Origin of the sequence: Bacteroides mediterraneensis (genome assembly GCF_016900355.1) — a bacterium.
Taxonomy (GTDB): Bacteria; Bacteroidota; Bacteroidia; order Bacteroidales; family Bacteroidaceae; genus Phocaeicola.
In genome coordinates, this window is record NZ_JACJKA010000041.1 from 1 (window position 1) to 13,486 (window position 13,486).

Sequence of the window (13,486 nt, forward strand, 5' to 3'; positions counted from 1 at the left end):
TTAATCCTGTCGCTGCAAGCACTTGGCTATAACGGTGGCGAATCTTGTCGTAATACATCAATTGAACCTTTTAGACCACAAAGATAAGTCAAAGAACGCTTTAATCAATTATTCGATATAAACTCTAATATATAAATGTAAATTCAACACTTTACGTTGGCTGTCTCTTTGTAATTAATATAATATTGTGCTGTTTCTCACCTGTATATTAGTTGTATAATAATAATTCTCAAGAAGAAGGCAAATTCAAAACAAAGGTCTGTAGGGGAGCGTTTATTAGGTGTAACAAATTAAAATTGTGTTCAGCATGGAATATAGTAATAAACGGTACACCGGATAATTATGGGAATAGACAAGAAGGTTTTCAATGATAATTTCCGCTATTATTATCGTCCTTTATGTATGTATGCTCTTCATTATGTGAAAGACATTGATAATGCGGAAGACATCGTACAGGATTGTTTTACCGAAGTGTGGGAGAGAAAAGACAGCCTGGAGGATGTGGATAATATACGTGCTTACCTGTACACGATGGTTCGGAACAGGTGCGGGCACTTTCTGAAGGAGAAGTCTAAGCAGCAGGTTGATAATGACAGCCTGTATGAACTGGAGGATGAGACGCATGAGGAGGAAGAATACGAGGAACGTTCGTTTCTTGAAGCCCGGATGCTGACTGCCATAGAAAGTCTTCCTGAAAGATGCAGGGAAGCACTCTTGTTGTCAAGGAGAGATGGGTTGAAGCATGAAGAGATAGCAAAAGCATGTCGGTTTCAGTCAATACGGTAAAGAATCAGATCAGCAAGGCGTTGAAAATAATCCGACAGAGTGGAAATAAGGTATACGTTTTCTTTTGGGGATAGCTTGTGGCGGTTGAGTAGAAAGGTTTGTCTCATAACCTGAGTAGAATGTAGTATAACAAAATAATTTGATGACACCATGAAAGATTTGGAAGATAAAAGTTTACAGTTTGTTTTGGAAAATTACAGAAAAGGAATGTTTGATACCCGTAAGGCTTTGAGAAAAATAAATGGTGAAGGAAAGGATTCCCGCCCGTCAAGAAGAATTGGATGGTATGTGTCAGGGATTGCGGCTTCGGTGTTGATTCTGGCTGGTCTTTTTATGTATTTCCGTTCCTCTGACCACAGACAGGTTCAGATAGTGGCCGATGCTGGAATCGTGAGACATGTGCTTCCCGACAGTACCCAGATAATGCTGGCACCGGGCTCTGCCTTAAGTTACGAGTCGGAAGACTTCCATACCGGCAGGAGAGTGGTGAAGATGAAAGGGAAAGCTTATTTTTCGGTGACGAAGAACAAGCAGTCGCCTTTTTGGGTGTACGGACAGCGTTCGGTGACAAAGGTACTTGGTACAAAGTTTCAGGTCAGTGAGCAGAATCCGGATTCACTCACCAGAATTTATGTGACTTCGGGGAAAGTGTATTTCGCTTCGCTTTCTGAGAAGGATAAAGGAGTGATTCTGACAAAAGGTATGGAAGCGGTGCTGGCTCCTGGCGAAGTAGAACCTCGTATCACCGGAATATCGGTGTTGAATCCTACGGCTTGGGCTGTGAATGTATTTGTATATAAAGATGTACCGGTAGAGAAGGTACTGAAAGAGTTGTCTGAATTTTATGGAGTAAAGCTGTCGGCTTTGCAGACAGACCGCAAGGTGACGGCTGAATTCAAGACAGATCATTTAGACTCCATTCTGTCGATGCTGGAACAGGTGCTGGAGATAAAAATAAAGAAAGAATAGAAAAACAAGTTGAATGGGTGCGCTGGTGTTTAGAGCGCTTATGCTGACTGCCTTGTGCTGCAAGGTAAGTCATGTCTGGGCTCAGCAGGACAAGTTGACGGTCCAATCCGCAATAGAGAAATTGAGGGAAAAATATGCCGTGATGTTTGTGTATAACGCTTCTCTCGATTTGAATATCGGATATGAAGGAGCCGATTTGACCGGCAAGAATCTGCAGGAAAGTCTGCAGATGGTCTTTTCTGGAACGGATATCAAATATGAGGTAAGAGATGGGTATGTGTTATTGCAGAAAATCAAGCAATACACTTTGAACGGATATGTTTATCAGGAAACCGGTGAAGCCGTCGTTCAGGGCACTGTGCTGGATGTGAATACAGGAAAGGGTACCCTGACTGACGAGTCTGGATTCTTCAGCCTGGTGTTATGCGAAGGTCGTCATAAAATCAGGGTGTCGTATATTGGAACAGAGGAAGAGGTCAGGGATATAGACCTGAAGAGTGACCGGATGGAAACCGTATTCTTAAAGTTCGGTTATAAACTGGAGGAAGTGGTGGTGACAGTAGATGCCCATTCGTCTTTCCATACGCTCCGCGACGGGAAAGAATCCGTGCAGGCAAAAGATTTGGAACGGGGTGTGTATTTCATGAGTACACCCGATGTGGTCAGCACCTTACACAGCCTGTCTGGAGTTTCCTCAGGGGCAGATCCTGCGTCTGGAATGTATGTACATGGAGGCGACCATGATGAAAATCAGATAATGATTGATGGAGCACCTCTTTATCATGTGAATCATATCGGCGGACTTTTTTCCGCTTTCAATGCTGATGTGATAGAGCAGGTGGATTTTTATAAGGGCGGGTTTCCGACCCGATATGGAGGACGATTGTCTTCGGTACTGGAGGCCCGGACCCGTGAGGGTAACCTGCAAGAGTTTCATGGCAAGTTTGCCTTGGGAGCGATGGATGCAAGAATCCAGCTGGAAGGGCCGATTGTGAAGCGGAAAACTTCGTTCAACGTAGCCTTTCGCCGCACTTTGCTGAATCTGGTTCCTGTGCCCCTGTTGGATGTGATAAGCATGAAGCAGGAAGGAAATCAAAAAAGAAAATATTTTTTCCATGATCTTACGGCATGTGTTTCGCATGTGTTTTCAGAGAAAAACCGGTTGCGTGTGGGGCTTTATTCAGGCTATGACAAGGCACGGATGAATCATTGGCAGACCTATGATGAAGGAATGCGGCAGGAAACTGATAGGTTTGTAGTGGGATGGGGAAATACGGCCCTGTCGGTCGGATGGGAATCCGTGTGTTCTTCCAGTCTGTCGATGAACCTGACGGGATTCTATACCCATAATTTTGCAGAGTTTCATTATCAGGGGCAGGTCCAAGTGGGTGACAGGAATGTGGAACAGCAGCGTATGGAAGAAACCAGATACAATAGTTCCACGATTGACGACGTGGGTTATCGGCTGGAACTGGTATATCGTCCCGCGTCTGGACACCGACTGCATCTGGGATCGAATTATACGAACCATCTGCTTCGCCCGCAGGATTATGTTCGCAGTAGTTTGGTGGATGATAATCATTGGACCCCTGAAAGCCGTCAGACTGAAACTGAAATGTCATTTCATGGCAATGAGTTGTCCTTGTTTGCCGAAGACGAAATGACATGGGGGGAGAAAATGAAGTTAAATGTTGGAGTGGCTTGGAATCTGTTTGGGGCGGGTCGTCTTACACAAAGTTCCATTGAGCCGAGAGTTTCCTTCAATTATCGGCTGAATTCTATGGCCTCGTTGAAAGTTTCAGTCACCAAGATGAGTCAGGCCATGCAGAGGCTGTCGAGCACCTATCTCAATATGCCGATTGACTGCTGGGTGTTTTCTACAGACAAGACGGGTTATTCTTATTCGTGGCAGCTGACGGCTGGATTCTATAAGGCATGTTCCGATTACGTACATCTGAGGGTAGGTGGCTTCTATAAGACTATGAATCACCTGATAGAGTACAATGGAATGGAGCGTCTGACCCCTTCGGCCGTGGCATGGGAAGAAAATATCAGCAAAGGAAAAGGAATATCGTATGGGGCGGAGTGTGAAGCGGCCTACGACAAGGGACCAGTCTCTCTGCATGTGTCTTATACATTGGCTTGGAGCAAACGTTTTTTCCCTGACTTTTATGATGGATGGTTCCTTGATAAGTTTGATAACCGTCATACGCTGAACGCTTCATTGAATTGTTCGTTAGGTAAGAAGGTGGATTTTTATGCTTTGTGGCGTTTCCATAGCGGAAACCGGTTTACCCTTCCTCAACAGATTGTTTCTGCTCCGTTGATGCCGGACGAGGAGATTGCCCCTGCCGATTTTCTGTTATACGATGTTCCGAACAATGCGGCATTGCCAGCGTATCACCGGTTGGATTGTGGGGTGCGTTATAGAAAGCCGATGAAGAAAGGACGTGAGCAGATTTGGGATGTATCTATTTATAATATGTATGCGCGGCACAATGCCTTTTATGCCGAACAAGTATTGAATCCGGATGGAACTGTAGGATGGAAAACTGTAGGGGGACTTCCGTTTTTTCCGTCGCTTTGTTATACAATTAAATTTTAGCAGAAAATGAAGAAATTATTGGCAGCAATGTGGCTGCCGGTGATGGGATTGTGCACCTCTTGTGACAAGGAGGTGACGGTAGAAAATGTGGCGGAAAACGGGAAGTTAGTGGTGTATTGCATTCCTTCCAATGTGAAGGATACCACTTTTATCCAGTTGTTGTGGAGCCGTTCGTTGAATGGAGAAACGCAGGCAGACCGGACGACTGACCGGGCTGAGGTTTCTTTCCGTGTGAACGGAGTTGAAAGGGAAACGGGCTATGCCGGTAGGTTGCCGAGGTATGGAAATGGAAATACTTTTTATGCCGTAGGAAGATTGAAGGAGGGTGACGAAGTGGAAGTCAAGGCACAACTTCCTGGATTACCAGCCGTCACTGCACGGACCTCGGTTCCCTCTTGTTTTCCGTTGGAAAAGGTAGAAGGGATTCGTTTGAGCGTATGCGGGTATCAAGCGGTAAGGTTCCAGATAACCTTGCGAGACTGTGCGGAGGTGGAAAATTATTATGGGATAAGGATACTGCGTAAACGTATATTTCCTGAGGGCGTCACGATTGGAGTACCCGATTCGGTAGTAAAACCGCTGGTTTTGCACGTGGAAAATGAACCGCTTATGAACAACAAGCTCGGGGTAGATGATGTGTTCGATTTGTCTAATGACTTCTATCAGCATTTGTATATCTACGGTGATCACCAGATAAACGGAAGAACTTATACCTTGAATTTGGACTGTTTTGAACGAAATCACGGTACAGCACAGCCTGCAGACGATAAGGTCTATTATAAGGTGGTATTGTTTGCACTTTCGTCTGACTTGTATAAATACTTGAAATCTGTAAATGCTTTAAATAACAATGATCTGGGGAAAGCCGGACTGGCTCCTATATATAAAAGGTATACGAATGTCGTCAATGGCATTGGGATTGTGGGCGGTTGCCATTTGTATGAAACAGACTGGATGGAAGCTTCTGGCTTTTGCCGGTAAAATCTCTCTTAGAATTGTAAATATTTTAATTTTGGTTAAATGACAGTTGAAAGAATAGTACTAAACAGGTTTTTTATCCCTTAGGCTATGGGAGCTGGATAGAAGAGTGAAGACAAAAGCAGTTCCTGTTTTATGATATGCAAAGACAACGACTAGACAAGAAAGACAGGTGGGGAGGGTTAAAGCAGTGCATGTTTCTGCTTTCTTTCCTATGCTGGCAACACATCAGTGCACAGACAAATTCTTCTCATGATTCTGTCCGCATTTTTTTCAGGCAGGGAGTAGACAAGCTTGATTTGAATTACAGGGCAAATGAAGAAAAGCTGGACCGGTTTCCAGATAACTGATGGAATTGAACAACCGAAAGGTACGGTATGGGAATGTACGGGTATTTTCTTCTGCTTCTCCTGAAGGCCCGTCTGCCTTGAATGAGATTTTAGCACGAAACCGGGCTAAGGTACTTTTAGACTACATGCGGAGCCATGTGGAATGGTCGGGAGTAGAGTTTGAGATGACGCCGGTGGAACTGGATTGGAGCCTGTTCAAACAATTGGTAAACAGTTCAGACCTCCCAGAGAAGAAACAGGTATTGGAAATTCTTGAAAAGGAGCCTGAGTCCGACCGGAAAAGATTGCTGAAAAGCCTGAAAGGCGGTCGCGTGTGAAACGAGATGCTCCGCAGTTTATATTCTGACATGCGAACCTGTGTACTCTATGTTCACTATATTCCTCAGGGAGACAGCCTGTCTTTTGACTGGGTAAAGCCGGACATTTCTCTTGCTCTTGATTCGCTTGTAATGCCTGTACGAGATTTGAAGTCCCGGGAAAAAAGACATTTTCTTATGGCTGTAAAGACCAACTTACTGTATGATTTGCTTGCGGTTCCGAACGTGGGAGTGGAATTCGATCTCGGAAAAGGATGGAGTGTAGGCGGAAACTGGATGTATGCATGGTGGAAAAGAGACAAGTCGAACCTGTACTGGCGGTCGTATGGCGGCGAGCTGTTCATTCGGAAGTATTGGGGACGAGTGACGGAAGACCGGCCTTTGTCCGGGCATCATCTGGGCTTGTACGGGCAGATGCTGACCTACGACCTCGAGATGGGCAGACGTGGGTATATCGGCGGACAACCAGGCGGAACTTTATGGGACAAGGCACATCATGGAGCTGGTGTTGAATACGGTTATTCCCTGCCCATAGGCAGAAGGCTGAACCTGGATTTTACGCTGGGACTGGGCTACCTGGGAGGAATCTGTCATGAATATTTGCCGGCTGACAAATATTACGTGTGGCAGGTCACCAAACAACGCCATTGGATAGGGCCTACTAAAGCAGAAGTTTCTTTGGTGTGGCTTTTAGGTAATAAAATAACTAATCGGGAAAAAAGAGAGTAAGGTTATGAATAGAACAGACATGAATAAGCTGTTGAAAGCAGCCCTGATAATCCTTACGGTGTGTTTCGTGTCATGCAGGCACAAGGAACTTTATGATGAGAAGATATTTGCTGCCGATGTGAGAGTGGTTTTCGACTGGACCCAATCACCGGATGCCCATGTGGAGACGATGCGTGTGTATCTTTTTCCAGTGGATGGTGGAAAGGCCTTGCTATATGAGTTTACCGATTTGCAGGGAGGAAAAATCACCGTACCGGTAGGGCGTTACAAGGCTTTGTGCATTAACTCGGATACGGATTCTCTGCTTTACCGTGATATGGACAGGTATGATACTTTCGAGGTCTATTCTTCGGAAGGGAATCTAAATGCGGCTGCATATGCGACACTGAATCAGGATGAATCTCCGGCCGAACGTGTGGGTCTTTCCCCCGACCGTTTTTATACAGACCGGATAGAAAATCTGCGTCTGGAAATTACGGAAAACGAGCAGACCATACGTTTCCTTCCAGAGAACCTGGCTTGCCGTTATCGGATAGAAATCCGAAATGTATCAAATCTGCAATATGTGGCTGCCGGATGGGTGACAGGAGGACTTTCCGGAATGTCGGTCGGGCGGTTTTTGGGAGAAAACCAACTGGATGCGGAACCGGTCATTATTCCTTTTGAAATGCATTCGGATGGAGTTTCTACTTTGAAGACGGAGTTCCTGACTTTTGGAGAGTATTCTTTGAAACAGACTCACAAGATAGCGGTACATGTAGTTATGCCCGATGGCAATGACAAATGTTATCTTTACGATGTGAGTGAACAGATACATACGGCTCCCAATCCCCGCGACGTGCTGATTATTTTGGACGGCCTTCCTTTGCCGAAGCCGATTGTGCCTGGAGGAGGATTCCATGCTTCTGTGGATGAGTGGGAAAGTATTGACGTGGATTTACCAATGTAAACAGACAGTCAAAAACATATTTACAAAAACTGACAACTTATATTTTAGATTACTAACAACTTAACTAAATTTTAAATGAAAAAGAATCTTGTTTTGGCAGCCGTTGTACTGGCTGCAATGTCCTCTTGCTCAAAAGATGAAGTGATAGAGGTAAATAATGGCAACGCCATTGCTTTCAGAGCATCCATCGATAAGGCAATCTCACGAGGTCCGGTGACGAATCTGGCCAATTTGAATGCCTTTAATGTGACTGCGATAGGTAATGATCAGAATTATTTTACAGACCTGGCGGTAACTTCTTCTAATCAAGGGAAGGACTGGAAAACTGCTTCTACTTATTACTGGCCGAGCTTTAATCTGGCTTTCTTCGCTTATGCGCCTCAAGATGCGGGTGGTGGACAGGTAACTATCAGCAATGTAAAGAAGAAAATTACGGGTTTTTCTCCTAATCAGACTGTGGCTGAGCTGAAAGACCTGGTCATTGCTTACAATACAGGAGACAAAGCGAATAATGAAAGTGCTGGCGTAGCTTTGAATTTCAAGCATGCGTTGTCGCAGATTGAAGTGCAGGCAAAATGTATGAACCCGAACATTAAGATTGAAGTCCTCGGGGTAAAGGTGATGAATGTGGCAAGAACCGCAGATTTTACTTTCCCGGAAAGCGAGGCTACCGGTACTTCTTATCAGTTGCCCCGAACTCAGTGGGATAATTATGAAGGAGCAGACCAAGGGAATGGCTATATGGTTAAAGGAACAAATGCCGTAACCTTGACGGAGAATCCTCAGAGTATCATGATGGGCACAGACAACTTTATGCTGATTCCGCAACAGCTGGTAAGCTGGAATTCTACTTCGCAGCAGACGGGTGCTTACTTATCTGTGTTGTGCCGTATTTATAGCAAGGATGGAAACAATGAGGTCTTATTGTATCCTTTGGCTACTTCTTCGGACAAGAAAGTTGGTAAATATGGACTTTCTGCTGTAGCGATTAATACTGAGTGGTTACCGGGCAAGAAGTACACTTATACTTTGACTTTCTGCGGTGATGGAAGTGGTGCTGGAAGAATTGACCCGAATCCGGATACAAATGATTCTTCTATCGACCAGACTCCTGTTCCAAATGGTAAAGGCGGTGATTTGATTCTGAGAGCACCGATCAAGTTTACGGTACAGGTAGACAACTGGACTCCGGCATCAGTTGATGTCAACATGAATTAAGGGATGATATAACCCTCAACAGTAAAGTTTTTATGGCGTAAGAGGATGAGGACACTATGTCTTTAGTTTCATAATGTTCGTTATTAATGCCTCATTCTTCTTGCGCTTTTATTCTATCAAGCTTTTAAAGAAAAATATGGAGAGAGGTGGTTTTTGGGGTATTTTGTTTTTGGGGCAATGCTTATAGGACTGATATCGTGCCAGCAGGATGAGCACATGGCAGCCGAAATAGCACCAATCAGTTTTTGCTCGGACGTGAATGGGATGGAATGGCAGACAGGTGCATTGCGTACCGGTACACAAGGAAAAGCCAGTCAGTATTCGAGAGGTGTTCTGGTGTCTACAAGTACGATGCATAGCCGTTTGGGTTGCTGGGCCAGCATGTATAGTGCGACAGAGACGTGGAACGAACAATCTCCCATTAACCTGATGAATAATCGTGAGGTTACTCGAGATTTGTCGTATCGCTCCGACGTCTACTGGCCGGGAGCCTGGCAGAAGGTACGTTTTTTTGCGTATGCACCTTACGGTAATTCTGGTTTGTCGTTTCTGGAAAACCGTTCCGGCTATCCGGCCTTTGAGTATACAGCACCTTTGGATGTGGCAGCCCAGGAAGATATTTTGGTGGCTTCTACCGAAGAGTATCCGGGAGACTTTAATCAGGTGGTGCCGTTGACTTTCAAGCATGCCATGACCGCAATCCGGTTTGTCGATATGGGAATGCCTCAAGGCACGGTGACGAAGATTACCGTATCGGGAGTATATGGGAAAGCGCGTCATTATGTAGGAAAGAATATGTGGGACAGTTATTCGATGGTGACTGATTTCGTGTTTCCAGTGAACTATCAGACGGCTGAGGCCGAAGATGCGAACGTGGAAATCAGGAATGACATCAATCGTCTGATTCTGATTCCGCAAGTGCTGCCTGCAGGGGCCAAGCTGAAGCTGGAACTGCAAGACGCGTCGGGCGCGGTTACCGAATATACAGCCAGTCTGGCAGATACAGAATGGCAGATGGGTAAGATTGTGAGATACAATCTGAGTATTCAGGAGCGAGCCCTGGTAGTAGTGGGCGATTTAAGTGATTGGATGGATGGAGGTGAGTTATAACCACAGGAACACAAAATTGAAAATCCAAGATAAAAGAGATATAAATGAATACAAGAATGAAAGCTACAATAATCAATATAATCACCTGCTGTTTGGTCCCATTGGCTGCTTTTACCTCCTGCAAGGAAGATGAAGAGGCAGAAATGGAGCACATGAACATGGAAAAGAGTATTTCCTTGGAAGAATATACCGGAGAAATATTAGATGTGGATTATGAAATCTCCATCCCCCAATATGCCGATGTAGTAAACACAGAGGCTGGTGTAGGCTCCAGAAGCCTTACTGAAGATGCCGAGGAGAAGATTCACTTTGATTATGCGAATATGAAAGACGTGTTTATACATGTCTGTCTGCAGAATGGAGACGATGTGTCTACCCGGAGCTTTAAAACTTTTTCCGCGAAGATTGAACCGAAAGCCGGAGGGGGATTCCAGGTGTTGGTCGATGACCCTTACATACGGCTGAAGAAAGGAGACTTGGCCGGAGACAATTGGAAAGTGTGTGCCATCATGGAAACCCAGGAAAGAACCGAGGCGCAGAGAATGTTCAGTCAGGATAAGTATACCGCGACAATCAATACAAATACTTATTTCTCTCCAGACGGAAATATTGTGAAAGATCATCTGACCTCGCTGACCACTCCTTTATATAGTCGGTATGTACCCGTGAGAAAAGAGAATGGGAAAGTATTCCTTGATCTCAATTTCAAGCCTTTGGGTACCATTATACGGATGAAGGTGACGAATCCGCTGGCCATTCCGGTGTATGTCAATAAGGTAAGAATCAAGAACCCGAACATCAAGTCGGGATTTGCCCGTGTAGCTTTGGGAAACGAAAACAACGGGATTCTTTCCTTTGATTTTTCGACTTCCAGTCGGGCAGGTGGGGATGCTCCCAGCCGGTCTGAACGTGCGTTGTGGGACAATAATGAGGTGTGTATCTGGAACATCAAGCCAGTCATGGTGGGAACAACGCCCGAAATCCTGTACTTGTGGTGCATTCCGGTATCGTCTGCTCCTGCAGCCAGCCAGGTAGAGTTTGTGTATACTACCTCTTCTTCCAACGATGTCATGCTCAGGGATAGCATCATCCTTCCTCCCTCGGAGCGGGCCGTGGATTTGGAATCGGGGTATTTTTATCAGGTCAATGCCTCTTTGCCGGAATCCGACCTGATGATTACCGAGCTGCTGCACTTGAATCCGTCGTGGTGGTACAATTATACGGTAGTGGAAATCTATAATCCGACCAATAAGGAGATTGACATCCGTAACTATGGCTTGTGCCGAATACTCTCATGGGATACCGACCTTCCCTTGATGGTAGGAGAGGCAAATACTTTTCCCAAATCATTTGACCAGGCACTGGTGCAGGATTTGTATGTAGAAGATTTTAATCAGACGGTGTACAGAGGAGACGGGCAAAAGGCTCATATCTCTTATCAGGGTAATAACCGGTTTTATGATATGTTGTGGATAAAGGCCCGGGCCGATACATGTTGAAGCCGGGAAACACCATTGTGTTGGGAGCGGGACAGTTACGCTATGAGCTTGCCAATAAGTCAACAAGCTCGCAATACTACTGGCCGACAGGTTCTCTTATGTACGATTCGCCCTATCTGGCCAATGCCGTAAAGATGGGATTCTGCCAGTATGCCGTGGCCGTGGACAATGGGTCTACAGCCAGCCAATACGTCACGAACGCTATATGAATACAGCGGGTGTGTTGCAGTACGGGTCCCGACAGGTACTGGTCTTGGTGAAAAAAGCTGGGCAGGGCCAAAGTTATGCGCCGGTCGACTGGCTTTATTCGGCTTGTACTCCCAGCATCATGCAACAGTTGCAGCAGAAAGTCCTTCCCGTGTTCTCGGGGGGTATGAGTGGCGACTGGGTCTTTGTGGCCCGAAAAGAAGGCGTGATGTATCCTGTGGCAGAGAGGGATAATGAGGTCTTTCTGGATGAAAGCAAAAGCCACCTTCCGGTGGATGATGCAATTTATGACATGAGCCACACGTATCAGTTTTATGACTGGGTGTATCGTTTTGGTATGGAGCCTCGGAGCTATCGGAGCGAGGTGAAGTCGTTTATGACTCCTGGAACTCGGTTCTATAATCAGGCGGTAGGGAACAACAACGCATGGTTGCCCGGTGCGTATAATGAGACTGGAAATTCGACTACGCCTAATCCGACCATCGGGAAATAGTGTCTGCAACCACCTTGTTGCTTTATTTTAATAGGTATATTTCATATATTTTTGTTGGATGAGATTCCCCTGCGATGGCTCGTAAGGGGAATCTGTCTTTATTTTAGGAGGGAAGATTCTCGCCTTTATCCGGCAATGCTATGGGTATGTTAGTCAAAAGTGCAGACAGATTTACCTCGACACGAATGTGACGAGGTCTTGACACGAACGTGACGAGGTCTCCGCACGAACGTGATGAGCAGTCGGCACGAACGTGCCGAGGTATTTTTGCAGGGGAGTTTGACTGAAAATCGGACCATGCTGTTTCATAAAATGGATATGGATAAAGAGGAATATTCTGTGGCAGGACACAAAAAAAGCAGCTACGGAATCCGTAACTGCCTGCAATTTTTCGTGGACCAGCTTGGGCTTGAACCAAGGACCTCCAGATTATGAGTCTGTTGCTCTCTACGGCATAGAAAAGCTTCGCTTTCCTATGCAACCAACTGAGCTACAAGCCCTTTGCACATCATTGTCAACCGTTTAATGAACTCGTAATAGAACAAATTAGTCAACAATCAGTCAACATTCGTTCTTGATGCAAAGATAGGTATACTTGCAGGTTTATGCAATGATTATGGCTTATTGTTTGGTGGCTATACTTACTTTTTCTTATTCTCGTAAGCCATGAAAAATTTTATTTCTCTTTATTTCGTAGATAACTTTCAAAATTTCTTTTGATTGTATCTGTAATATAGAATAAGGCTTTTGGGGGTAGTCGGTCTTTTATCTTTAAGCACTCTAAATAAAAGCGCATAACATCATCAATGCTTGAAAGTGATGTATTATGCACTATGTTGAAGTCATAAAGACTATGATATTGAGAAATATATTGCATAAACATAAATGTTTCTCTTAATCTGTTTTCAATCTCTCCACCAATATTTTTTTCTGTCTTATAATATGGCTCTGGTAACTCGTAATCATCTAATCGTGCTCCTTGTGGGTCTGTTATATTTATTGTAGGCCTATAATTCACATTCCAACTTTTATGAAAAGTTGCGTTCCTTAAAGTCCACCCATTGATTGTTAGTAGCCTTCCGGATAATCCAAATATTTTATAATAGTAAGTGTAATTTCCATAGTTCTCAACTATTTTTATATCTATTTTCACTACTGTCCCGTAAAAGTGGATAAATAGTTCTTTGAAATTATTGAAATATAGTCAATTACACGGTCTTTTGAAATGAAACGGACTTGATTTTGCAACTTTGCAGTCTAATACAAATGGCTGCTA

At 44.7% G+C, this 13,486-nt stretch carries 12 protein-coding genes, 1 tRNA gene and 1 pseudogene; 12 read left to right on the forward strand and 2 right to left on the reverse strand.

Going from position 1 to position 13,486, the window contains the following annotated elements:
- Positions 1–342: 342 nt before the first annotated feature.
- From H6A28_RS14390 to H6A28_RS14445, 12 genes and pseudogenes are all read left to right on the forward strand, one after another.
- Entirely contained in the window at positions 343–786 is a 444-nt protein-coding gene (locus H6A28_RS14390; RefSeq protein WP_345944574.1) for a sigma-70 family RNA polymerase sigma factor, read from the forward strand.
- Positions 787–972: 186 nt separating this feature from the next.
- Positions 973–1,755, forward strand: coding sequence for a FecR family protein (locus H6A28_RS14395; protein WP_204475567.1), 783 nt, complete (start codon positions 973–975; stop codon positions 1,753–1,755).
- Between the two features lie 13 nt (positions 1,756–1,768).
- Positions 1,769–4,360 carry a TonB-dependent receptor gene (locus H6A28_RS14400; RefSeq protein ID WP_204480945.1) on the forward strand — a complete coding sequence of 864 codons (2,592 nt, stop codon included), beginning with the start codon at positions 1,769–1,771 and terminating at the stop codon, positions 4,358–4,360.
- A gap of 6 nt (positions 4,361–4,366) precedes the next feature.
- Positions 4,367–5,341, forward strand: coding sequence for a DUF4249 domain-containing protein (locus tag H6A28_RS14405; RefSeq protein WP_204480948.1), 975 nt, complete (start codon positions 4,367–4,369; stop codon positions 5,339–5,341).
- Positions 5,342–5,687: 346 nt separating this feature from the next.
- Positions 5,688–6,005 (forward strand): hypothetical protein, encoded by a 318-nt coding sequence (locus H6A28_RS14410; RefSeq protein WP_204480950.1) that lies wholly within the window; start codon positions 5,688–5,690, stop codon positions 6,003–6,005.
- Between the two features lie 171 nt (positions 6,006–6,176).
- Positions 6,177–6,734, forward strand: a pseudogene (locus H6A28_RS14415) (DUF3575 domain-containing protein); the annotation flags it as partial.
- A 4-nt stretch (positions 6,735–6,738) separates the two neighbouring features.
- On the forward strand, positions 6,739–7,683 hold the full coding sequence (locus H6A28_RS14420; RefSeq protein WP_204480954.1) for a DUF5119 domain-containing protein: 945 nt from the start codon (positions 6,739–6,741) through the stop codon (positions 7,681–7,683).
- A gap of 75 nt (positions 7,684–7,758) precedes the next feature.
- Entirely contained in the window at positions 7,759–8,901 is a 1,143-nt protein-coding gene (locus H6A28_RS14425; RefSeq protein ID WP_204480956.1) for a fimbrillin family protein, read from the forward strand.
- Positions 8,902–9,117: 216 nt separating this feature from the next.
- Positions 9,118–10,011, forward strand: coding sequence for a fimbrillin family protein (locus H6A28_RS14430; protein WP_204480957.1), 894 nt, complete (start codon positions 9,118–9,120; stop codon positions 10,009–10,011).
- A gap of 56 nt (positions 10,012–10,067) precedes the next feature.
- Entirely contained in the window at positions 10,068–11,510 is a 1,443-nt protein-coding gene (locus H6A28_RS14435) for a hypothetical protein (RefSeq protein ID WP_204480958.1), read from the forward strand.
- Positions 11,504–11,719, forward strand: a complete 216-nt coding sequence (locus H6A28_RS14440; RefSeq protein WP_204480959.1) for a hypothetical protein — start codon at positions 11,504–11,506, stop codon at positions 11,717–11,719. The genes H6A28_RS14435 and H6A28_RS14440 overlap by 7 nt, the downstream gene beginning before the upstream one ends.
- On the forward strand, positions 11,716–12,210 hold the full coding sequence (locus H6A28_RS14445) for a hypothetical protein (RefSeq protein ID WP_204480960.1): 495 nt from the start codon (positions 11,716–11,718) through the stop codon (positions 12,208–12,210). The genes H6A28_RS14440 and H6A28_RS14445 overlap by 4 nt, the downstream gene beginning before the upstream one ends.
- 394 nt (positions 12,211–12,604) lie before the next feature.
- Here H6A28_RS14445 and H6A28_RS14450 read toward each other — a convergent pair.
- Positions 12,605–12,710, reverse strand: a tRNA-Met gene (locus H6A28_RS14450).
- 176 nt (positions 12,711–12,886) lie between these two features.
- Positions 12,887–13,363 (reverse strand): hypothetical protein, encoded by a 477-nt coding sequence (locus H6A28_RS14455; RefSeq protein ID WP_204480961.1) that lies wholly within the window; start codon positions 13,361–13,363, stop codon positions 12,887–12,889.
- Between the last annotated feature and the right edge of the window lie 123 nt (positions 13,364–13,486).